At 56.7% G+C, this 23021-nt stretch carries 17 protein-coding genes; 9 read left to right on the top strand and 8 right to left on the bottom strand.

From position 1 onward, the window contains the following. Nucleotides 1-11 precede the first annotated feature (11 nt). The 3 genes from preA to hydA form a co-directional block, all read right to left on the bottom strand. The gene (preA, locus tag ACM6I5_RS29850; protein ID WP_017339436.1) at nucleotides 12-1286 is read right to left on the bottom strand and encodes an NAD-dependent dihydropyrimidine dehydrogenase subunit PreA; all 1275 of its coding nucleotides are present in this window, start codon (nucleotides 1284-1286) and stop codon (nucleotides 12-14) included. Then, a complete protein-coding gene (locus ACM6I5_RS29845) occupies nucleotides 1287-2654 on the bottom strand; it encodes an NAD(P)-dependent oxidoreductase (protein WP_414885238.1) in 1368 nt (455 codons plus the stop codon). It lies immediately after the preceding gene. Nucleotides 2655-2811: 157 nt separating this feature from the next. Beyond that, entirely contained in the window at nucleotides 2812-4251 is a 1440-nt protein-coding gene (hydA, locus tag ACM6I5_RS29840) for a dihydropyrimidinase (protein WP_017339434.1), read from the bottom strand. A gap of 554 nt (nucleotides 4252-4805) precedes the next feature. Here hydA and ACM6I5_RS29835 point away from each other — a divergent pair. The 8 genes from ACM6I5_RS29835 (at nucleotide 4806) to ACM6I5_RS29800 (ending at nucleotide 17107) form a co-directional block, all read left to right on the top strand. Then, nucleotides 4806-6290, top strand: a complete 1485-nt coding sequence (locus ACM6I5_RS29835) for an NCS1 family nucleobase:cation symporter-1 (protein ID WP_414885237.1) — start codon at nucleotides 4806-4808, stop codon at nucleotides 6288-6290. A gap of 41 nt (nucleotides 6291-6331) precedes the next feature. Continuing rightward, entirely contained in the window at nucleotides 6332-7615 is a 1284-nt protein-coding gene (locus ACM6I5_RS29830; protein WP_414878476.1) for a Zn-dependent hydrolase, read from the top strand. A 281-nt stretch (nucleotides 7616-7896) separates the two neighbouring features. Beyond that, nucleotides 7897-8667: a hypothetical protein gene (locus ACM6I5_RS29825; RefSeq protein WP_414885236.1), complete on the top strand. Its 771-nt coding sequence runs from the start codon at nucleotides 7897-7899 to the stop codon at nucleotides 8665-8667. A gap of 83 nt (nucleotides 8668-8750) precedes the next feature. After that, a complete protein-coding gene (locus ACM6I5_RS29820; protein WP_414885235.1) occupies nucleotides 8751-10247 on the top strand; it encodes a PAS domain S-box protein in 1497 nt (498 codons plus the stop codon). A gap of 177 nt (nucleotides 10248-10424) precedes the next feature. Continuing rightward, entirely contained in the window at nucleotides 10425-10673 is a 249-nt protein-coding gene (locus ACM6I5_RS29815; protein WP_017339429.1) for a DUF1652 domain-containing protein, read from the top strand. An 847-nt stretch (nucleotides 10674-11520) separates the two neighbouring features. After that, nucleotides 11521-13158: a hypothetical protein gene (locus ACM6I5_RS29810; protein WP_414885234.1), complete on the top strand. Its 1638-nt coding sequence runs from the start codon at nucleotides 11521-11523 to the stop codon at nucleotides 13156-13158. Between the two features lie 401 nt (nucleotides 13159-13559). After that, nucleotides 13560-14903 carry a hypothetical protein gene (locus ACM6I5_RS29805; protein WP_414885233.1) on the top strand — a complete coding sequence of 448 codons (1344 nt, stop codon included), beginning with the start codon at nucleotides 13560-13562 and terminating at the stop codon, nucleotides 14901-14903. A 266-nt stretch (nucleotides 14904-15169) separates the two neighbouring features. Further along, nucleotides 15170-17107 (top strand): hypothetical protein, encoded by a 1938-nt coding sequence (locus ACM6I5_RS29800; protein ID WP_414885232.1) that lies wholly within the window; start codon nucleotides 15170-15172, stop codon nucleotides 17105-17107. Between the two features lie 91 nt (nucleotides 17108-17198). Here ACM6I5_RS29800 and ACM6I5_RS29795 read toward each other — a convergent pair whose 3' ends face one another. The 5 genes from ACM6I5_RS29795 to ACM6I5_RS29775 form a co-directional block, all read right to left on the bottom strand. Next, complete coding sequence (locus ACM6I5_RS29795) at nucleotides 17199-17966, bottom strand: SDR family oxidoreductase (RefSeq protein ID WP_017339427.1); 768 nt, start codon at nucleotides 17964-17966, stop codon at nucleotides 17199-17201. A gap of 38 nt (nucleotides 17967-18004) precedes the next feature. After that, nucleotides 18005-19072: a phosphotransferase family protein gene (locus ACM6I5_RS29790; RefSeq protein WP_414885231.1), complete on the bottom strand. Its 1068-nt coding sequence runs from the start codon at nucleotides 19070-19072 to the stop codon at nucleotides 18005-18007. 143 nt (nucleotides 19073-19215) lie between these two features. Then, entirely contained in the window at nucleotides 19216-20199 is a 984-nt protein-coding gene (locus ACM6I5_RS29785; protein WP_017339425.1) for a 2-hydroxyacid dehydrogenase, read from the bottom strand. Nucleotides 20200-20311: 112 nt separating this feature from the next. Further along, a complete protein-coding gene (locus tag ACM6I5_RS29780; protein WP_414879310.1) occupies nucleotides 20312-20896 on the bottom strand; it encodes a TetR/AcrR family transcriptional regulator in 585 nt (194 codons plus the stop codon). A gap of 30 nt (nucleotides 20897-20926) precedes the next feature. Beyond that, the gene (locus ACM6I5_RS29775; RefSeq protein ID WP_017339423.1) at nucleotides 20927-21310 is read right to left on the bottom strand and encodes a tautomerase family protein; all 384 of its coding nucleotides are present in this window, start codon (nucleotides 21308-21310) and stop codon (nucleotides 20927-20929) included. A gap of 301 nt (nucleotides 21311-21611) precedes the next feature. Here ACM6I5_RS29775 and ACM6I5_RS29770 point away from each other — a divergent pair, with 301 nt between their 5' ends. Next, nucleotides 21612-22892, top strand: a complete 1281-nt coding sequence (locus ACM6I5_RS29770) for a serine/threonine transporter (protein WP_414879309.1) — start codon at nucleotides 21612-21614, stop codon at nucleotides 22890-22892. Nucleotides 22893-23021: the final 129 nt, after the last annotated feature.

Raw genomic sequence — 23021 nt, 5'->3', positions numbered from 1 at the left:
CGCCGAAGATTTCAGACCGCAACGTGATACGGATTCCTCGGATCATGATTCCAGTCCAGAAACGGCTTCCCGTTCTCCATCGGCACCATCTCTATGCAGTCCTGTACCGGGCAAGTGATCTGGCACAAATTGCAGCCCACGCACTCCTCGTCGATGACTTCATATTTATGCGTACCGTCCGCCTGCTTGAGACTGGCCACGGCCTGATGGGACGTGTCTTCGCAGGCAATATGGCAACGCCCGCAGCCGATACACGCTTCCTGGTCAATCTTCGCAATGACCTGATAGTTGATGTCCAGGTACTTCCAGTCAGTGGTATTGCCCACCGCGCGCCCGGAAAATTCCGACACGCTGGCGTAACCCTGACTGTCCATCCAGCGTGACAAACCGTCCTTCATTTCCTCGACAATCCGGAAACCATGCAGCATCGCCGCCGTGCACACCTGCACCGAGCCGCTGCCCAGCGCGATGAATTCCGCCGCATCGCGCCAGTTGCCAATGCCGCCGATGCCGGAAATCGGCAAGCCTTGCGTCTGCGGATCGCGGGCAATCTCGGCGACCATGTTCAGCGCAATCGGCTTCACCGCCGAACCGCAATAACCGCCGTGGGTGCTTTGGCTGCCGACGGTGGGGTTGGCGACCATGCGCTCAAGGTTGACGCTGGTGATCGAGTTGATGGTGTTGATCAGCGACACCGCGTCGGCACCACCGCGATGGGCCGCACGGGCGGCGACGCGGATGTCGGTGATGTTCGGCGTCAGCTTGACGATCACCGGCAGCGAGCAATACGTCTTGCACCAGCGCGTGACCTGCTCGACATACTCCGGCACCTGACCGACCGCCGCGCCCATGCCCCGTTCCGGCATGCCGTGCGGACAACCGAAATTCAGTTCGATGCCATCGGCACCGGTGGCTTCCACCAGCGGCAGGATGTATTTCCACGATTCTTCGACGCAGGGCACCATCAGCGACACAATCAACGCCCGATCCGGCCAGTCTTTTTTGACCTGGGTGATTTCCCGCAGGTTGATCTCCAGCGAACGGTCGGTAATCAGCTCAATGTTGTTGAAACCCAACACTTCACGGTTGGCCCCGAAGTGCGCCGAGTAGCGCGAGGACACGTTGACCGCCGCCGGGTCTTCACCCAGGGTTTTCCAGACCACGCCCCCCCAACCGGCTTCGAAGGCGCGGACCACGTTGTAGGCTTTGTCGGTCGGTGGCGCGGAGGCCAGCCAGAACGGGTTGGGGCTTTTGATGCCGGCGAAGACAATCGAAAGATCGGCCATTTACGCAGCCTCCACGTTGAGCATCAGTTGAGCGTTGATGGCCTCGGCCGCCAGTTTGCCGTGCTGCACCGCTTGCACGGTGAGGTCCTGATCGAGGCTGGTGCAGTCACCGCCGGCATACACGCCCGGAATGCTGGTGCGCAGGTGTTCATCGACTTGAATCCGATCGCCCGAACGCTTGAGTTCGCGAGCCAGCGGATCGCCAAGAGCGCTCGAGTCGAAGGCCTGGCCGATGGCTTTGAAAATCGCATCGGCCGCCAGTTCGAAGGTCTCGCCGGTGGTTTGCAGGCGACCTTCCACCAGGTGCGTGCGAGCAAAGCGCATGCCGCGCACGTTGCCTCGATCGTCGAGCAGCACTTCTTCGGGTTGCGCCCAGGTCAGCAAGCGCACCTGATTGGCTTTGGCGATGTCTTGTTCGTGGTGAGTGGCGCCCATGTCCTCGACGCCGCGGCGATACACCAGATTCACGTCATGCGCGCCGAGGCGGGCCATTTGCACGGCCATGTCGATGGCGGTGTTGCCGGCACCGAGGACGATGCAGCGGTTGGCCAAAGGCAGTTGTGTCAGATCATCGGCCTGGCGCAACTCACGGATGTATTCGGTGGCGGCGAGCAAGCCCGGTGCATCTTCGCGGGCCAGCCCAAGCTGTTTGCTGGCGTTGAGGCCAAGTCCGAGGAACACGGCGTCGAATTGTTGATGCAGCTCGCTGAGGGTCAGGTTCTCGCCGAGTTTTTGTCCGTGACGGATTTCGATGCCACCGATTTGCAGCAGGAAATCCAGCTCCTTCTGTGCGTAGTCGTCCACCAGTTTGTACTTGGCGATCCCGTATTCGTTGAGGCCGCCAGCCTTTTCCCTGGCTTCGAAAATCACCACGTCATGCCCGTGCATGGCGCTGCGATGAGCGCAGGACAAACCGGCCGGGCCGGCACCGACCACGGCGATGCGCTTGTCGGTGGCTGCGGCGCGACGGAAGGGGTGTTCGCTGAAGTGCGCGTTGTCCACGGCGTAGCGTTGCAAAAGGCCGATCAGCACCGGCGCGCATTCATGGGCGTTGTTGCGCACGCAGGCTTGCTGGCAAAGGATTTCCGTCGGACAGACCCGGGCGCAACTGCCGCCGAGGATGTTCGCCGAGAGGATTTTCTGTGCGGCGCCTTGCACGTTGTCCTGATGGATATTGCGGATGAACGAGGGAATGTCGATCTCACTCGGACAGGCATTCACGCACGGCGCGTCGTAGCAATACAGACAGCGCGAGGCTTCCAGATGCGCCTGGCGGTCGTTGAGCGGCGGCGCCAGATCGGTGAAATGGCCGGCGAGGGCGGCCGCATTCTCATAGGGATGCGGGAGGTGGGTCAGGGTCTTGATCACGGTGTGGGCCTCACGGTTATTGAGGTGATGCCTCTGGTGGGCATTGGTTTGTGCGGTGTCTGAACGGGCCTCATCGCCAGCAGGCTGGCTCCCACATTTGGAATGCGTTTACCCTGTGGGAGCCAGCCTGCTGGCGATGAGGTCGAAGGTCTCGATCTCAGCGTTTCACAGCAACCGGCTGATTCAACTCAGCCCGCTTGCTCAACAAATCAAACACCGCCGGATACGCCGGCCGCTCGACATACCGCCCGGCCCCACGCTCGGCGCGTAAATCCCCATCGGCCCAGACCACGCGACCCTGGCTGATCGTATGGCTCGGCACGCCGCGCACGGTCTTGCCTTCGAAGATGTTGAAGTCGACTTGCTGGTGATGGGTCTTCGCCGAAATTGTTCGTGTGCCTTCGGGATCCCACAGCACCAGATCCGCATCGGCACCGACGCGAATCGCACCTTTACGTGGATAGAGGTTGAAGATCTTCGCGGTGTTGGTGGAGGTCAGCGCGACAAATTGCTGCATCGAAAAACGCCCGGTGTTCACCCCTTCATCCCAGAGCACCGCCATGCGGTCTTCGATACCCGCGGTGCCGTTCGGGATCTTGCTGAAATCGTCACGCCCCGCGGCTTTTTGCTCGGCGCAGAAGCAGCAATGGTCGGTGGCGGTGGTGTGCAGGTTGCCGGATTGCAGACCATGCCAAAGTGCTTCCTGATGGCCGCGTGGACGGAACGGCGGGCTCATCACGTAGCCGGCGGCGGTCTGCCAGTCCGGGTGTTGATAGACGCTGTCGTCCAGCAGCAGATGACCTGCGAGCACTTCACCGTAGACTTGCTGGCCCTTGCTGCGGGCGTAGGTGATTTCGTCGAGGGCTTCCTTGGTCGACACGTGAACCAGATACAGCGGCGTGCCCAGGGTTTCGGCGATGCGGATGGCCCGGCTCGCCGCTTCACCTTCGACCTGCGACGGGCGCGACAGCGGATGCGCTTCAGGGCCGGTGATGCCCTGGGCCATCAGCTTGCGTTGCAGGTGATAAACCAGCTCGCCGTTTTCCGCATGCACCGTCGGCACCGCGCCCAGTTCCAGGCAGCGTTCGAAACTCGCTACCAAGGTGTCATCGGCCGCCATGATCGCGTTCTTGTAAGCCATGAAATGCTTGAAGCTGTTGACGCCGTGATGGCTGACCAGCTCGGCCATTTCCTCGCGGACCTGCTCGCTCCACCAGGTGATCGCAACGTGGAAACCGTAATCGGAGGCCGACTTCTCGGCCCATCCGCGCCACTGATGAAAGGCTTCCATCAGCGATTGCTGCGGGTTGGGAATCACGAAGTCGATGATCGACGTGGTGCCCCCGGCAAGGCCTGCCGCCGTACCGCTGAAAAAGTCCTCACTGGCCACAGTGCCCATGAAAGGCAGCTGCATGTGCGTATGCGGATCGATGCCGCCGGGCATCAGGTATTGGCCGCTGCCGTCGAGCACTTCGGCGCCTGCCGGAACATCAAGATTGTCACCGATGGCTTTGATCACGCCGTCGGCGCAATAGACGTCGGCGCGATAACTTTCATCATGGGTAATAACGGTGGCGCCACGGATCAACAGAGACATTCCGAGTTCCTCGCAGGCAATGACCGACTGGTGCCGGTTCTAAATGTTTTATATGAAGCAGGCGTAGACAGGAGTATTCCTGTCAACACTGTCAGGAATAGAAACTAGTATGAGTTCGTGGAATCAGCAAGAATAATTTTTATAAGCATATAACTGATTTAAGTATTTGAAATATAAGTACTAAAACGATTAATCACCAAAATGGTGAGGCCTCTCACCATTTTGACGCACTTGACAGGTTCCAAAAATGGTCAAGATTTCTTATGTGAAATCAGCCGCTTGAGGATGGTCTATGGTTGATGCGCAACTTTGAAAAAATGATCGACGCACCAGATTGAGTCCTGACGGTTCGGACCACTGGCCTGGCCTTTTAGCCTGAGGAAACAGGCAAGTCACCGAGGACTCACCAGATATATAAATAAAGCTGATAAACATCAGTGCTTTACGAAGCTTTTATGGAACTGCCCGATGCGCAATCGGGGTGCCCGGCACGTTTATTGATGCCACCAGCCCCTTGTTGAGCAAAAAATAATTCAAAGAACAGTGGAGCGGCCATGCAACAGATCAGATCGCAAGTGACCGAGCGCGACGGCTTGTTCGAGCTCGAAGCCGGCAGCGATGTCCTCGACAGTCCCCGTTACAACCACGATATGGCACCGACCAAGGTGCGCGAGCGAACCTGGAACAAATGGCACATCACCGCGCTGTGGGTCGGCATGGCGATCTGCGTGCCGACCTATACCCTCGGCGGGGTGCTGACCGCTTACTTCGGCCTGAGCGTCGGTGAGGCGCTGCTGGCGATTCTGTTTGCCAACATCATTGTGTTGATTCCGCTGACGCTGAACGCGTTCCCCGGCACCAAATACGGCATCCCGTTTCCCGTCCTGCTGCGTTCATCCTTTGGCATTCTGGGCTCCAACATTCCCTGTCTGATTCGCGCCTTGGTGGCGTGTGGCTGGTTCGGCATCCAGACGATGTTTGGCGGGCTGGCGATTCACCTGTTCCTGGGCTCGGTGTTCGAGGGCTGGAAATCCCTTGGCGCCACGGGTGAGGTCATCGGTTTCATGGTGTTCTGGGCCTTGAACCTGTGGGTGGTGATTCGCGGCGCCGAGTCGATCAAATGGCTGGAAACGCTGTCCGCGCCGCTGTTGGTGCTGGTCGGTGTCGGGCTGCTGGTGTGGGCCATGCCGAACGTATCGATGAGCGAATTGATGGCGATCCCGGCCAAGCGTCCGGAAGGGGCGAGCGTGGTCAGTTACTTCGCCGCCGGGCTGACTGCGATGGTCGGGTTCTGGGCCACGTTGTCACTGAACATTCCGGACTTCAGCCGCTACGCCAAAAGTCAGAAGGACCAGATCGTCGGGCAGATCATCGGCCTGCCGCTGACCATGTTCCTGTTCGCTTCACTGGGCGTGGTGATGACGGCCGCGTCGGTCAAGCTGGTGGGCGTGACCGTGTCCGACCCGGTGACGCTGATCGGGCACATCCAGAGCCCGGTCTGGGTCGCGCTGGCCATGGCGCTGATCATCATCGCCACGCTCTCCACCAATACCGCCGCCAACATTGTTTCGCCGACCAACGACTTCCAGAACATCGCGCCGAAGGTGATCAACCGCACCAAGGCGGTAATGCTCACGGGGGTGGTTGGCCTGGTGCTGATGGCGCATGAGCTGCTGAAGAAGCTCGGGCTGATCGTTTCCGATGTGAGCCTGGAAACGGTCTATTCGAACTGGCTGCTGGGCTATTCCAGTCTGCTCGGCCCCATCGCCGGGATCATGGTGGTGGATTATTTCCTGATCAAGAAACAGCAACTGGACCTGGCCGGGCTTTATCGCGATGACGTCTATCCGGCGTGGAACTGGTGCGGGTTTATCGCGTTTGGTGTGCCGGTGGTGTTGACGCTGCTGTCGCTGGGCAGCGATGCCTTCAGCTGGTTCTACAGCTATGGCTGGTTCACGGGTTCGGCGCTGGGTGGGTTGATTTATTACGGGTTGTGCTCTGTTCGGCCCAGTCCGTCTGTTGCGAAAACTGCGGTGTAGGTACAGGCATACACCTATGACAACTTCCTGAGGAGATCACCATGAACGCGGCCGTAGACGTTCTGCAATCCACCCATCAGCACATCAACCGCGACCGCCTGTGGCAGTCGCTCATGGACCTGGCCAGACTCGGCGCCACAGTCAAGGGCGGCGTCTGTCGCCTGGCCCTGACCGACCTCGACCGCCAGGCCCGGGACATCTTCGTCAAGTGGTGCGAGGAGGCCGGCTGCACCGTCAGTATCGACGCCGTCGGCAACATCTTCGCCAGGCGCCCCGGGCGCAATCCCAACCTGCCACCGGTGATGACCGGCAGTCACATCGACACTCAACCCACCGGCGGCAAGTTCGACGGCTGCTTCGGTGTGCTCGCCGGCGTCGAAGTCTTGCGTACGCTCAACGACCTCGGCGTGGAAACCGAAGCGCCGCTGGAGGTGGTGGTCTGGACCAACGAGGAAGGCTCGCGTTTCGCCCCGTGCATGATGGGCTCCGGCGTGTTCGCGGAAAAATTCACCCTTGAAGAAACCCTGGCCAAGGTCGACGCCGAAGGCATTACCGTCGGCGAAGCACTGAACGCGATTGGCTATGCCGGCCCGCGCAAGGTCAGCGGTCACGCCGTCGGCGCCTATTTCGAAGCCCACATCGAACAGGGGCCGATCCTTGAGGACGAACGCAAAACCATCGGCGTGGTCATGGGCGCCCTCGGCCAGAAATGGTTCGACCTGAAACTGCGCGGCGTCGAAGCCCACGCCGGACCCACCCCGATGCACCTGCGCAAAGACGCATTGGTCGGTGCGTCCGTCATTGTCGGCGCCGTCAATCGCGCCGCCCTCGGCCATCAACCCCACGCCTGCGGCACTGTCGGTTGCCTGCAAGCCTATCCTGGCTCGCGCAACGTCATCCCCGGCGAAGTACGCATGACCCTGGATTTCCGGCATCTGGAACCGGCACGCCTGGATTCGATGATCGCCGAAGTCCGCGAAGTGATCGAAGCCACCTGCGAAGAGCACGGCCTGACCTTCGAACTGACACCGACCGCCGACTTCCCGCCGCTGTACTTCGACAAAGGCTGCGTCGAAGCGGTACGCGGCGCGGCCCAAGGGCTTGGCTTGTCGCACATGGATATCGTCAGCGGAGCAGGGCACGACGCCATCTTCCTCGCCGAACTCGGCCCGGCCGGGATGATCTTCGTACCGTGCGAGGGTGGTATCAGCCACAACGAAATCGAAAACGCCGCACCGGACGACCTGGCGGCAGGGTGTGCGGTGTTGTTACGGGCGATGCTGGCGGCGTCGGCGGCGATTGCCGGAGGGCAAATCGCGGCATGAAGATCCGACGTTCGTGTTTTCAGGTGCACGCAACCCCAGGAGCCGAGCTTGCTCGCGAAGACGTCGGATCAGGCGGCGAAGATGTTGCATATGATGGACTCTTCGTGAGCAAGCTTCGCTACGACGTAGGTGTTGTGATTCTATTTTGGCTATTAAAAAGGCTGTTTATTCGAATTTGATTCTAAGCAACTGTCATATTTGACAGTGGCGCTGTAGTTTATTTTCTCTAATAGTAGTCGCGCATAGGCTGGTGTGTGAATCAATTAGAGGGAGATTGCATTATGGGAACTGTCGTAGATGCTGAATCAAGAAATGACCCGTACGATAATCTATTCATGGAGATCAACCAGAACAGACTAACGCGTGGCGCGCCTCTGCTGCTGCAAAGTTCTTTCGCAAATAAGTTGAGCATTAATATGCCCGGCTCGTTGGGGGAGTTTCGTCTGGGGGTAGTCTCTGATGGACAACCCATCTATTTAGAGCCGGGTACCGATACGTGGGTGAAACCGGTGGCTGGTAAGTTAAAGTGGACGATAACACCTGGAAGTACGGTAGAGCGTTTCACTTTGGTACTGTACAGCCGGGACTTTAATCAAACGTTGGCATTTCACTGCGAATCCTATGCGGCCGATCACCCTTGGTATTCAAGTTCAAGGTTTTACGTTTTTACGCCAACCAATAATGGATTTTTTGCTCATAAGGGTATTTTGCGCCTTACTCAAACTGACTACCGAAATGGCATCCAGCTTTGGCCCGTTGGGAACAGATTGTTTGGTAAAAAAATAACAATGACATTGACGGGGGAGCATGGAGTTCCCGATGTTACGCCTGCCGAGCCTCAGACGATGGGTCACTTAGAATTGAAGTGGAATTTTAGTTTCGATAAATTCGATAAAGTAGTGCCGGTAACCGCACGGTTTGAGGCTGAAGGTGTGCCGTTAGCTACTAGTTTTGACTTTTCGCCCACAGCAGATGTCATGACTGAAACCGTATCTGGCAAGTTGGAGCATTCAGAAGCAATTGAGAGTTCCACAGATTCAGCCAAGGAGTAGAAGTAACGCACGATCACAAACCCCTGAGGTCGTAATCTTCACAGAGCGCCGCACGTTGGCGCTCCCGCGATTGTGGAGATCCAATGAGCCAAGACGTCCTGACCACTGAAACCAATCGCCGTCAATTGCAGCAGATCATCGCCGGTCTGTCCGACGGCGTGATCCTGCTGGAGCTCGATCAGACCCTCCTCTGGGCCAATGAAGCCGCGCTGACCATGCACGGTGTCAGACGGATCAGCGAACTGGGCGCCAATGCCAAGGAGTACGCGAAACGCTTCGCCTTGCGTTATCGCAACAATCATCCGGTGCCGGCCGACAACTACCCGATCAATCGCGTGGCCCGTGGTGATACGTTCAGCGATGTATTGGTGGAAGTGACTCCGCTCGACGATGAAGCGCGTACCTGGGTCCACAACGTACGCAGCCTGGTCCTGACCGACAGCGGCGGCGAACCGGAGTTGCTGGTGCTGATCATGGACGATGTCACCGAGTGGGCCAGCGCCGAGCAGCGTTTCGAAAAGACCTTCAATGCCAACCCGGCCCCGGCGGTGATTTGCCGCCTCAGCGATCTGCGCTACATCAAGGTCAATGCCGGCTTCCTTGAAATGACCGGCTACAGCCGCGATCAGGTCATCGGTGTGTCGACCTATGAGCTGGACATTCTTGAAGGCGCCGAAAAGAAAGACCTGGCAATCGAGCGCTTGCGTGAACACGCCACTATTCCCCAGATGCAGGCCGAGCTGAAATTGCCTGAAGGCGGCAGCAAGCAGGTGATCGTCGCGGGCCAGCCGCTTGAGCTTAACGACGAAGACTGCATGTTGTTTTCCTTCGTCGACATGGAACCCCGGCATAAGGCCGAGGTTGCCCTTCGCCAGAGCGAGGAACGGTTTGCCAAGGCTTTCCGCCTGACACCGGTGCCGATCCTGGTGTGCAACGCCAGTGATCAAGTGGTGCTGGACGTCAACGAGGCGTTCCTCGAAACCCTCGCTTATCCGAGTGAAGAAGTGCTCGGCAAGACCATCGCCGAGATCGATTTCATCCATGACACCGGCGCACGCACTCGTCTGTTTGCGGCACTGGAGAAAACCGGCAGCCTGGATCGCATCGATGTCAGCGTACGTAAAAAAGATACCGAACTGATCGATTGCGCGATTTCCGCCGACACCGTGAACATTCAGGACAGCCCTTGCTACCTGCTGGTGTTGATGAACATCACCGAACGCAAACGCACCGAGCTGGAATTGGTGGCCGCGATTGAAGAGGTGATGAAAGACGCGTCCTGGTTCAGCCGTACGCTGATCGAAAAACTGGCCAACGTGAAAAGCGTCAACTCGCCGAAATTGCCCAGCGTCTCCTTCACTGACCTCACCGCCCGTGAACGCGATGTGCTTGGCCTGATCTGCGAAGGCCTGGCTGACAAGGAAATCGCAGCGCGCCTGAAACTGGCCCCCAACACCGTGCGCAACCATGTTTCGACGGTGTATTCCAAGCTGGACGTGCACAGTCGCAGTGAAGCGATTGTCTGGGCGCGCGAGCGCGGATTGTTCTCCAGCGAACGCCGACCGAAGCGGCAAAGGTAAGGTGCAATTGCACTAGATTAGCCAGTGCAAATGGATGTTCTGACCGGGCTTGGCGGTTCTTAAGCTGTAAGGGTGCGATACGAGTCTTCGCGAACCCCTTCGATACATGAAAAGGAACCGTCACATGGTCACGTTCACAGCGCACTGTTTGATGCGCCGCCGCCAAGGTGAATTGCAATGATTTCCCTGGCGCAATTACGTCTGCAACTGGAGCGCAGTTTTTCGCCGCTGGCTTGTGAGTGCACGCTGACGGGGGATCATTCGTTGACGGTGAAACTCTATCACCCGGTTTCCGGGCAGGTTGACTTGGTAGTCAGTGGCTTGAGGGTCCCGCTTGCGACTTTGGAAGCGGTAGAGGCACTGATTGAAGAACTGCGTTATGAACTTGAGAGCAACACGCTGCATCGCCCCGACCCTGTCCGATAGCGCGTGCCGGTTAGATCCTTGCTATGAAAAAGCCAAGCGATCTCAACCATGCGCCTATAAGAAAAGTGAACGTTTGTTTGCCGTGACCGGTCCACACTTTTGTAGTGTTTGCTGTTTGTCGCGGAATATGTCGATCACTTATCGCGGGTCAGTTTATGAACAGTCTTGGGAAATGCACGTTTGCATCATTGTCGCTCGCCTTTTGCATAACGATACTCGGCGGTTGTGCCAGTCCTCCGCCACCGCCGCCCGCCGCTCCACCTCCGATGCCTCAACGCACGTGTGAAACGTCCGAAAAAACCGATGTACTGGGTGATGTAAGGGCGGAGGGTGAGGTCACACGAGTGACTACGTTGACTCGGTGTGTGACTCAGTAGCGGCGTGTTGTTTATGAAAAATTGGCTTTTGATCGCAATTGGTTCTAGCCGAACTGTCAACTCTGACAGTTCCATAATTCATGCACTGTCTCGATAGTTGAGTGGTCGGTATTTCTTAATCCCACCCTGGATGTCGAGGCGGTGCTATGAGTCATCACAAGTCAGGTGAAATCAGCACACGCTGTAGCTGCATGGCTTGCTGATTTGTCCAGACGATAAAAAATTTTTGCTTCGCGAATTTTGAATCATTACCCGTCGCTTGAAAAAAAAGGCAGCCAAGGTTGTCTTTTGCTCATTCTACAAAACGAGCAATGCAATCTATTTTATGGCACCGATACGCTCGTCAATTCGTGTATTAATCGCGATTTGTTCTAACTTTGCTGTCAAATATGACAGTTCCATAAACCTGCATTTTTTCCGATAGTCGAGCAGTCTTTTTTAATGCGACTGCTGACTAACGGGATAACGCCATGACCTTCGAACGCCACGCCGGATCAACGTTACAACGCTTCTGGGATAACGCCAGGTTATTTATCAACGGCCAGGAGTTCCAGGAAGGGGAGGAGTTTTTCTTGCTCCGCGGCCAGCCAAATCAAGTAAAGGTGGAGGTGTCAGCGGATGTCGCGAAGCAGATAAGGTTGGAATTGGCTGAAGATGACGAGCTGGATCTTGTTTCATCGCCGGGATTTGGCGATTGGGTGGAAGGCGAATTCGCATGGGCGATTACACCGGGCGATGGTGCCAGTGGCCGTATCACGCTGGTGCTGATCAGCAAGGAAGTGGAGGTGCCTTGGGTGCTCTCTTGCCGCGTGATGTCAACCAACCTGCTGGACGAAGTGGACGGTGTACAGGTGAACGGTGCCCCTTATCCGACCCAGGGTGTCGTGCTGTTCAGGGACGAACCTCAGACCGTCACCCTGACCTATAAGCCGGGCAGCCCCGTGCAAGGCTGGCCTCTGGAATTGACGGCCACCTTGCTCAGCGGATTGCAGGATGGCGACCTGGTGGTCACTTTGGCCGGGCCGCATTCGTGGACGATTGTGGCTTCCAACAACAGCGGTACGTTCAAGCTGGATTTGACGGGGGCGGGCTTTACCGCAGGCGTCTCGACTCCTGTCAGCAAGGTGTTGTCGCGCAATCTGGCGGATGAGGCAACGGTTCAGATAGACGGAAAAGATGCGGAGCCCGGGACGCTTTATTTCAGGGGCGGGGTACACACGCTGACGCTTGTCCCCAAGGCAGGCAGCCCGATTGCGGGTTATGGGGTCGGGTTGTGGCTCGGGCGGTCGCCGCTCGTGACCAGCAACCCCCCGGCGGAAACCTTTACCGGGTTGCATTCCTGGACCATCACCTTCGCTTCGGACAGAAGCGGCACGTTTCATTTTGAGCTCGCAGGCCATGGTTTCGGGAGGGGCAACATAAAAATTGATGCCAACAAACTGTTGTCGCCGGATTTGGACGATGAGGTAACGGTTTTGCTGGACGGCGTGGCGCTACCGTCTAGCGGGGCGGATTTTACTGGGGGGCAGCCAAAGACACTCACGTTGAGTTACAAGAATTCAGATGTGTTGAATGGCGTCCCATTGGCCGCTGCCTTCGTGCCTGTCGAGGGAATTGGAACAGGTGATTTTTCCAGTCAACCGTCTTTTGGCGAATTCACCCGAGCGCACCAATGGAGGCTCACAGGTGCGCAGAACAAGGTGGGGACGTTCAAGCTGAAGCTGTTCAGCGAAGAAGAGAAGTCGGTGCTTTTTACAGCAATTAACCGATTGTCAAAACCTGATTATTCAGAGGCCACATTAAAGTTCTCGGTATTTGGCGTAGACGCACCGCTACCCCCCGAGTCAGTGAAAGTGAAGACGACAGACATATATCTTGTGAGTATAAAACTCCGACTGTCCGGTAATGTTCCGATTGCCAATGCCCCTGCAGAGATTGTACTTCCGGAGTGGGGCCGGTATGCCGGTACAACGACAGCCAACGGAAACTTCGTGGCGAAAAATGGCTCGTACAGAACCGTAGGCGTCAGAAGGATCACTGCAGAAGTGGAATTGCCGGACGGCACGGCGCGGACTGCAACATTGTTACTCGATGTTCGGGATTCCTAAAAATAATCATTCCAGGTGTTGGAAGAACGTCACGAAATATTCATCGAACGACAGAAAAGTAGCGCTGAGGTTGGGCTCCTGAGTTATAACAGCCATGGTCGTTGGCGATAGCACTTTCGAGAGTGCTATCGCCTTATATAGGCGTACTTAATTGCTTGTTGTCAACAGGCCGATCCTTGCTCTCCGCAATTGAAATTTTGTCATGGCTCTTAATATTGGAACTGGATCAAACAGTCTAGCCGCTAGTGTGGCCATTGGCAGCCAACAGAAATCTGGGGCAGTGTTGAGTTTTGCCTGGTTTATCGCAACTTTGTCTAAATTTACTGTCAGTTATGACAGTTACCCAGTCAATGTTTTTCCTCAATACTCGAGCGGCCAATTCGATATCTGAGAGTACCGTCATGACCAATGAAATCAAATCTGTATCAGCTCGGCCAAATGGTTGGGAAGACGCCAAGTTGTTCTTCAACGACAAACTGATCGAGGGGCCCATTATGCTGTGGCGTGGGCAGGTACACGATATAAGGGTGGAAGTCCCCTCGTCCTTTACTGGACAGATATCTCTCACGAAAGAGGATTCCCGCGACCTGGCCATCACCGCTTCCCCGGAGTTCGGCACCCCTGCCGATCCGGTCGGCAATGCATTCCGCTGGAAGGTTACGTCGGTAGAAGATGGCAAGAGTGGCAATATCTTCTTGGTTTTTTCGAGCAAGGACGTGATTACGGAATGGCGGGTTCCATGTGTGGTGCGCTCGGACTATGTGGGCGATGACTGGGGTTTCACGCTTTGGGATGATCCTCTACCTGCTGAAAAAATGCTGATAAGGAAAAATACCGGTATCAAATTAAATCTGGTTAACAAAACCGGCGTTGACTTTAACTGGGAAGCGTTGCGGATGAGTAAACGCGTCTTTCCGCCACTGGTACCGGCTGATGTGGAGATTTTTTCGGGTGGGAATGAATGGTATGTTAACGGATATAAAAATACAGGTGGGCGGTTTGAATTAATATTCGAGGAAGAGGGTATCCCTAAGCCGCTCACCTTGCACTGTCTGTTGCTGGCAACGGAGTTGGAAGATGAGGGGAGGATCAAAGTTGGAGGTGAAGACATTGCCGCTGATGGCTATGTTTTTTTTCGGGATCAACCTGTTTCCATTACCTTCGAGCCCAATCCTGGCAGCCTCATCAATGAAGTTCAAATGTGGTTGACGGGTAAAGCCAATTCTCCACTTCTTCCTGGCGATATTAGAAGTATGCCGGAGTTTGGCGTGAAGCAAACAGGAAAATATGAATGGGACGTCACCGGGTCAAACCGAAGCGGAACCCTCGTGATAACTCTTCGGGGCGGGAACGGAGGTACCGGATTTGGAGCAGAAGGTAACTATCTGGTTAACCTGCCTGGCAAATTACTATCGCGTAATCTGGAAGATGAGGTTGATGTCCTTATTGACGGTAAAGAACCTGTTGAGGGTATGAAGTTCGTTCATGACGTCACCTATTTTCTTACGCTCAGGCTTAAACCAGGTAGCCCATTGGGGGGGCATGCTCTACAACTGCATTGCGCTGGCCTGGAGGGGTTTAACCCTGGAGACCTGAAGTGTGAACCTGGCTTTGACCGGCCGATAACTTCTAACTATCTATGGCTCTTGACCGGTTTACAGGGGAGCGGAAGGTTTCAACTGAGCCTGTCCGGCGAGGGGATGGAGAAGGCGATCGACCTGCCGATTTATCAGGTTGGCGAGTGAAGTCTTTCCTGTAACGCCAAATTCCGAAAGTAAAGTGTCAGTAAACCCAAGGAGCTCCGGTCGTTCTGAGCTCCTTTTTTCAATGCTTGATCCTGACAATGTCGACTACCGGGGCTTCGGCGTTGAAAGGTTAAGGGAAAGGAAATTTACTGTTGTTATCGCGTTTTGTTCTATTAGTCTGTCAGTTTTGACAGTTACCCTGCCCTGTTTTTTCTTGAATAGTCGAATGGCCTTTTTCAACCATTGTCGATGTTCGAGGAAATGCCATGACCATCCAGATCAGGTCCAGTTCAGCCGAAAGAGCCGTATACCTCTGCTATGGCTCCGATAGTCATACGCTCAGAATTGAAGGCGCTGAGGATAGCCCTTGGGTCAGTCAGGGAGTGAGCCTCAATCACGCTTCCGCTGATTCGCCTTTGATCTTCGCCGACCCTGGATATGGCGAACTTCAGAAACTTGAACCTGAGGGCTCGGAATGGAAGCTCCGCTGTCCGGCCGATGGCATCGATCACGACTTCGAGTACTCGATTCAAAGTGAATTTACCGCCGTGCCTTACAAAATCTCGATGCGGTTGGGGCACTATCGTCGTGAGGTTCTGGACAGCCGCAGCCCAATCAGTGCGCCGGTGATAGGAGACACAGTAAAGGCCCAAATCACGGTCGGATCGTTCTACACAAAACAGGCGCTGGAAAATATTGAGGTCAAGTGGTCGATTGGTGGGACGACAACGACAGTACCGACATCGACGTCGGGCGTAAGCCAGTTCACCCATACGGTTCAAACATTGGGTGAGCAGACGATCACGGCAGAATTCTACAGCCCGTATGACGATAAAACGGTGAGTGAGTCTTTTGAGATCAAGGTTTATGAGACAAGTCCTTGGGAAGACGCGAAGTTGTACGTCAATGACAGGGAAGTGATGTGGGGCGATCCCATTGGGCTGACTCGCGGAAGAGCAAACGCTTTAAGAGTCGAAGTTGCGCCCGAGATTGCGAAGGTGTTGCGTCTGGGGGTGGGTGAGTCTGGAGGCTTGAACCTTGTATCAAACCCGCCTTTTGAAAGCGATGTCAGCCCGGTCGGCGAAACGTTCAACTGGACGGTCACACCGGACGATGGGCTAAGCGGTCTTGGCATGTTGGTTCTTTTCAGTACGGATGTGGTGTTGCCTTGGGAGCTTCCGTTCTGGGTGATGTCGCGCAATCTGGCGGATGAGGCCGATGTACTGATTGGTGGCAACATTGTTCCTCCAGAGGGTATCGACTTCAAGCATCTGCAACCCCAGGTCCTTACGCTAAGGTATAAAACCGACAGTCCATTGCCGGGACATCCCGTAAAACTGAAGTGCAGAATAGTAGAAGGGTTGGAAGAGGGAAGCTTGCCGAGTGAACCTGATTATGGCGAGGAGCAAACTACCCACCGCTGGACTATGACCGGTTTAAGAGGGGTCGGAAAGTTTCAACTGAGTCTGGCGGGCAACAACATGACCAGTGAACTCGTTGTTCCGGTCTGTCATTTGTTGGAGGGCGGTGTGCCGGATTACTTTACGGTTCAGTTCGATGGTAGTTCATTGAAACCTGGCGATAAGGCGCATGCGACACGATATGGGCGGCATACCATTACACTCATACCGAAGAGCGGCGCTCCCGATAACAAAGTCAAGCTCGATTGGGGCATTGAGGCGCCTGACGGGGTGACAATGACACCTGCCCCGGGTGTCTCTCAGGCGGTCCATCCGACAGAAGGGGCCACTTGGGAGCTGAGGTGCCTCGGCGTGGATGCCGAGTTTTCAGTGAAAGCGGAGTGGGAAGGGGCATCTTTGACTGCTTTGGAAACTCCAGTGTCGTTGAAGGCTGGAACCTACAATATGCGCTTCAAATTTCTTGACATACTTATGCCTTATCCACCGACAGAAGTACTCGCTGCGGAATTGATTCCCGGAGCAGGGTGGGGCGTTCAGCCTGCGGTACAAGTGACTACGCAGGAAGGGGTTCCGGTTGCGGGCGTTAACGTCGAGTTCATTACACCTGATCACCCAGTCGGTTTTGGAACAACTAACGCAACCGGGGGGGCCGGAAGCTCCGTGGCGATCAAGTATTATCCTAAAGAAAGGCATGTCATTGAACTTTTGGCAAAAACGACCGAAGCAACAGGTCGTGTTTCCATGATTCGGTTACTGTTATTACTTTTTCCTGCTAATGCGTAAGAAGGGCAAGGAGCTCCTGTCATTTGGAGCTCCTTTTCTCAATGCAAGATTCTGACCGCATCAATTGCCAGGCGCGCTGCCTACCATCAAATCAAGACAAGAACCCCCCATCCACATTCAGCGAAACCCCCGTCGTATAACTCGACGCATCACTCGCCAGATACAACACCGCCCCCGCCATTTCACTCGGATCCGCCACGCGTTTCAGTGGAATCTGCGCCAATGCCGTGTTCAAAATCGCCTCGTTCTTTACCAGCGCCGACGCAAACTTGGTGTCGGTCAGCCCCGGCAACAGGGCATTGCAACGAATCCCGAACTGCGCACATTCCTTGGCGAACACTTTGGTCATGTTGATCACCGCAGCCTTGGTCACCGAATAGATGCCCTGGAAGATCCCCGGCGAGATGCCGTTGATCGAAGCCACGTTGATGATGCTGCCGCCGCCGTTGTCGCGCATCAGCTTGCCGGCTTCTACCGACATGAAGAAGTAGCCGCGGATGTTCACGTCGACGGTTTTCTGGAAGGCGCCGAGGTCGGTGTCCAGTACGTTGCAGAACTGCGGGTTGGTCGCGGCGTTGTTGACCAGGATGTCCAAACGGCCGAACTGTTCGCGGATGCCGGCGAAGACCTGGCTGATCTGTTCCATCTCACCGATGTGGCAGGCCACGGCGGTGGCTTTGCCGCCGGCAGCGATGATTGCATCGGCGACGTGCTGGCAGCCCTCGAGTTTGCGGCTCGAGACAATCACATGGGCGCCTTGCTGGGCCAGCAGTTTGGCGATGGCTTCGCCGATGCCACGGCTGGCGCCGGAGACGAAAGCGATCTTGCCGTCGAGGTCGAACAACTGAGTCTTGGACATGGGATTCCCTTGTGAGAAGTCTTATTGGATGGCCTGGATCAGAGGCTGGATTTCTGGATGACCTGCAGGCTCATCTGCTCCAGCAGTTTGTTCATGTGAATGAACTGCGCGAAGCGTTTGTCCTGGGTCTGACCATGGAAAAAACGGTAGTAGATCTGCTGCACGATGCCGGCCAGGCGGAACAGGCCGTAGGTGTAGTAGAAGTCGAAGTTGTCGATCTGGATGCCCGAACGCTGGGCGTAGTAGTCGACGAACTCGCGGCGGGTCAGCATGCCCGGTGCGTGGCTTGGCTGGCGACGCATCAGTTGCACCGGCGCCGGGTCGTCGGCTTCGATCCAGTAGGCGAGGGTGTTGCCCAGGTCCATCAGCGGGTCGCCGAGGGTGGTGAGTTCCCAGTCGAGCACACCGATGATCTGCATCGGGTTGTTCGGGTCGAGGATCACGTTGTCGAAGCGATAGTCGTTATGGACGATGCTCGATGTCGGGTGATCGGCAGGCATCTTGTCGTTGAGCCAGGCCTTCACGGCTTCCCACTTCGGCGCGTCCGGGGTCAGGGCTTTCTCGTAGCGGTCGCTCCAGCCTTTGATCTGCCGCGCCACATAACCTTCGGGCTTGCCGAGGTCGCCCAGGCCATAGGCCTTGTAGTCGACCCGGTGCAATTCGACGAACTTGTCGATGAAGCTTTTGCACAGGGCTTCGGTTTTCGCCGAATCCAGGCCCAGTTCCGGTTGCAGTTCGGCGCGCAGGATGATCCCCTTGACCCGTTCCATCACATAGAACTCGGCGCCGATCACCGATTCGTCGGTGCAGTGCACGTAGGCTTTCGGGCAGTAGGGAAAACCGTCGCGCAGTTGATTGAGGATGCGAAATTCGCGACCCATGTCATGGGCGGACTTGGCCTTGTGACCGAACGGCGGCCGACGCAGGACGAATTCCTGCTCGGGGTATTCCAGCAAGTAGGTGAGGTTCGACGCACCGCCGGGGAACTGGCTGATCTGCGGCAAACCGCTGAGGCCCGGAATGTGGGCCTTGAGGTACGGATCGATCAGGCTGGCATCGAGTTCTTCGCCGGTGCGGATACGGGTGGACTGGTCAGTAAGCGCCATGCTTATCCCTTCTGCTTATTCTGGAGGCCTGAAACTATTGGCTAATCTAATGCGCACACCCCGTACCCACAACCACGATCGGCCCTTATAGGTGAGGGTGTTGCCGGGCAATCATTGCTTTTGATACACCTGTTTGAATTGCCCTACAGAACCGCCTTGTTTTCGGGCGGCGTCACCGATGCCGACGCCGGCAGGTCGATGGGAGTGAGTACCGGTTGGCCGGAAAAGAAGGCCATTAGGTTACGCCCGACCAGCTCGACGGTGCCCCGGGTTGCTTCGGGTGACAGCCCGGCAACGTGGGGCGTGAGAATCACGTTACTCAGTGACTTCAACGCATCAGGCACCTGCGGTTCATGATCGAAGACATCCAGTGCTGCGCCGGCAATGCGTCGTTGCTCCAGGGCGCTGATCAGATCGGCGGTCACCACCACGCTGGCCCGGGCAATGTTGACGAGGAATCCGTTGGGGCCCAACGCGTCCAGCACCGAACGGTTAATCAGGCTGCGGGTGCCGAGCCCGCCGGGCGTGGCCACCACCAGGAAGTCCGATGCGCGGGCCAGTTCGCTCGGTGTCGAGCAGAAGCTGTACGGCACGTCGCTGCGGTGCTGGCGGTTGTGGTAACTGACGGTCATGTCAAAACCGTTGGCTGCGCGTTTGGCGATGGCCATGCCGACGGCACCGAGGCCGAGGATGCCCAGGCGTTTGCCGGCCACGGAAGGGCGCATGATTTTCGGCCACTCGCCTCGGCGCACGGCGGCGTCGCAACGGGGGATGTCGCGCACCATTGAAAGCAGCATCGCCATCGCGTGGTCAGCCACCGACGAGGCGTTGACCCCGGCGCCGTTGGTCACGGTCAGGCCCCGGTCGGCTGCGGCCTGCAGGTCGACATGTTCGTAACCGGCACCAATCACGCAAATGATCTTGAGTGCCGGCAGCGCGGCGATTTCATCGGCATACAGGCCCAGCGGGCCTCGGGTCAGTACCGCATCGATACGCGCGCCGTGGGTCGAAATGGCCTCGGCCCGCTCGGCGGGGGTAGGCGCCAAGATCAGGTGAAAGCCCTGATGTTCGAGAATCGGCAAGTAATCATTGATCGTTTCAACCAGTACCAGAACGGTTGCGGGCATGCTGGGCTCCTGTGGCTTGAATATCCCTAGAGATTGCTGGCTTCAAAACGCATGGGCAACGATCAAAGATCGCAACACTGCCAGATGATCATAGCGGAACAGCAGCAGCAGGTTATGGCGCCGTCAGAAAGGTGCGCGCAGCCTCCAGGATTTCATCGGACAAAGCATCGCCACGGGTGGCGCGGGCGAGCGTCAGCGCGCCGACCATGAGGGCGTATTGCACCAGCGCCTGTTGACGATCACTGGCGTTGTCGCCGGTGTCCATCAGGGGGGTGAAGGTGTCGAGCAATGAGCCGAGGCCTTCCATAAAGGTCTGGCGCAGGCCGCTTTCGGCGGCTTCGTGGCACATGTCACCGGCAAACGCCACCACCGGGCAGCTATCGCCCGGGTTGTCGCGGCTGGCGGCCGACAGGTAGGGGCCGATCAAGGCCTGACGGGCGACGTTCTTGTCTTCGTTGGCGGCGATCCAGTCTTTCCAGCGGTCTGTCGATTGCTGGAATGCGCGGCCGCTGGCCTCCTGGGCCAGGGCTTCCCTGGACTCGAAATGCCCATAGAAGCCGCCATGGGTCAGGCCCGCCGCCCCCATCACATCAATCACGCTGATACCATGCAGACCCCGTTCGCGAAACAGGCGCGTGGCCGCCTCGACGATGATTTCGCGGTTGAGTTCGGCTTGCTTGCGGGAAACACGGGGCATTGGCGGCTCACAATGTTAAATGGCTGGTGATCATAGGGCGTACTGGGCAATTCCGTTGCCGAACGACCAGTTCTCTTTTTTCACTTCGACCAGATTAATGAATACATCCTCCAGCCGCACCGCCAGCTCCGCGTTCAGGCTCTCGGCGATGGTTTTATAGAGCAGTTTTTTCTGATCGACGGTTCGGCCTTCGCTCAGGGTGATCTGAATCACCACCAGTTGGTCGGAGCGATCGATCCCCAGGTATTGCGGATCGAAGATGAAGTGCTGCTCATCGTGTTCGGCGAGTATCTGGAAGTTATCGTTTTCCGGAACGCCAATGGCGCTGTGCATGGCGGCGTAAATCAGCTGGCCGATGCGTTTGGCGTGGGTGGGGTCCTGATGCTTTTTGATGTCGATACGAACCAGGGGCATGGCATTACTCCGGAAGAAATATCGGTCAGTTAAAAATACATGACGAACAACCTTTATCAAGCAGGATTTTTTGTCTGGCGATGAAACGCAGTCAAGCAAATCTCGAAGACAGTCCAAATCCCCCAGGGTTTATGTCGTCCACTATTATCTGACCCGTACAACCATTCCTCACCTAAGTCTTTGCTTCTGCTAATTAATCCCGGACAATCGCGCCCCTGTTTCGGCCAGGGCGCTGCCTGTCGGATTTTTCCGACTCGTCCTGACCGGGTAGCAACTGACCGGAATGTGGAGATCCCACCGGATGAATGATCAGGCCAATAGCGTCAACGAACGCTATGTAGCGGCGAAACCTGTCAGCCTTGAAGGCTGGAACCGCCACGACACCACCTGGATGCTCGGCCTGTTTGGCACGGCCATCGGGGCCGGTACGCTGTTTTTGCCGATCAATGCAGGCTTGGGCGGTTTCTGGCCGTTGCTGTTCCTGGCGCTGCTGGCATTCCCCATGACTTTTTACGCACACCGTGGCCTGACACGTTTCGTATTGTCCGGACGAGAAGGGGCGGACATCACCGAAGTGGTGGAAGAACACTTCGGCATCAAGGCCGGTGCGCTGATCACCCTGCTGTACTTCTTCGCGATCTTTCCGATCCTGCTGATCTACAGCGTGGCCCTGACCAACACCGTCGGCAGTTTCCTTGAGCACCAACTGCACATCATGCCGCCACCGCGCGCCGTGTTGTCGTTCGTGCTGATCCTCGGCCTGCTGGCGGTGGTGCGTTGCGGTGAGCAGGTGATCGTCAAGGCCATGAGCCTGATGGTGTATCCGTTTATCGTGGCGTTGCTGTTCCTGGCAGTGTTCCTGGTTCCGCACTGGAATGGCGGCATCCTGACCACTGCATCGACGCTGCCTGAGCCGTCGGCGCTGTTGAACACGTTGTGGCTGGCGATTCCGGTGATGGTGTTCTCGTTCAACCATTCGCCGATCATCTCGGCGTTCGCGGTGGACCAGAAGCGTCGCTACGGTGATCACGCCGAGGAGCGCAGCTCGCAGATTCTGTCCCGCGCGCACGTGTTGATGGTGGTGATGGTGCTGTTCTTCGTGTTCAGCTGCGTGCTGACCCTGTCCCCGGCACAACTGGCGGAAGCGAAGGCGCAGAACCTGTCGATCCTGTCGTACCTGGCTAATCACTTCAGCAACCCGACCATCGCCTTCGCGGCGCCGTTGATTGCGTTCGTGGCAATTTCCAAGTCGTTCCTGGGGCACTACATCGGTGCCAGTGAAGGCCTGAAGGGGCTGATTGTGAAGAGCGGCAAGCGTCCGGCACCCAAGACGCTGGATCGCATGACCGCGGCGTTCATGCTGGTGGTGTGCTGGATCGTGGCCACGCTGAACCCGAGCATTCTGGGGATGATTGAAACCCTGGGTGGCCCGATCATCGCGGCGATTCTGTTCCTGATGCCGATGTACGCGATTCGCAAGGTGCCGGCGATGGCGCGCTATCGTGGTCAGGCGTCCAATGTGTTTGTGACGGCGGTGGGTTTGGTGGCTATTTCGGCGTTGATTTATTCGCTGAGTGCCTGATTGGTGCTGCTCGTTTGATTTGATGACGGCTGATCCGCATTGCGGGTTGGCCGTTTTTTTTGAGCGGACATGTACACAAAACCCCAATCATCCAGCCATAAAAAAACGCCGCACATCTCACGATGGGCG

This window comes from Pseudomonas sp. IT-P171, from assembly GCF_949767765.1.
In the GTDB taxonomy this organism is placed as follows: domain Bacteria; phylum Pseudomonadota; class Gammaproteobacteria; order Pseudomonadales; family Pseudomonadaceae; genus Aquipseudomonas; species Aquipseudomonas fluorescens_B.
The sequence above is the reverse complement of the archived record's forward strand: the minus strand, read 5'-3'. Positions and strand labels throughout refer to the sequence as shown.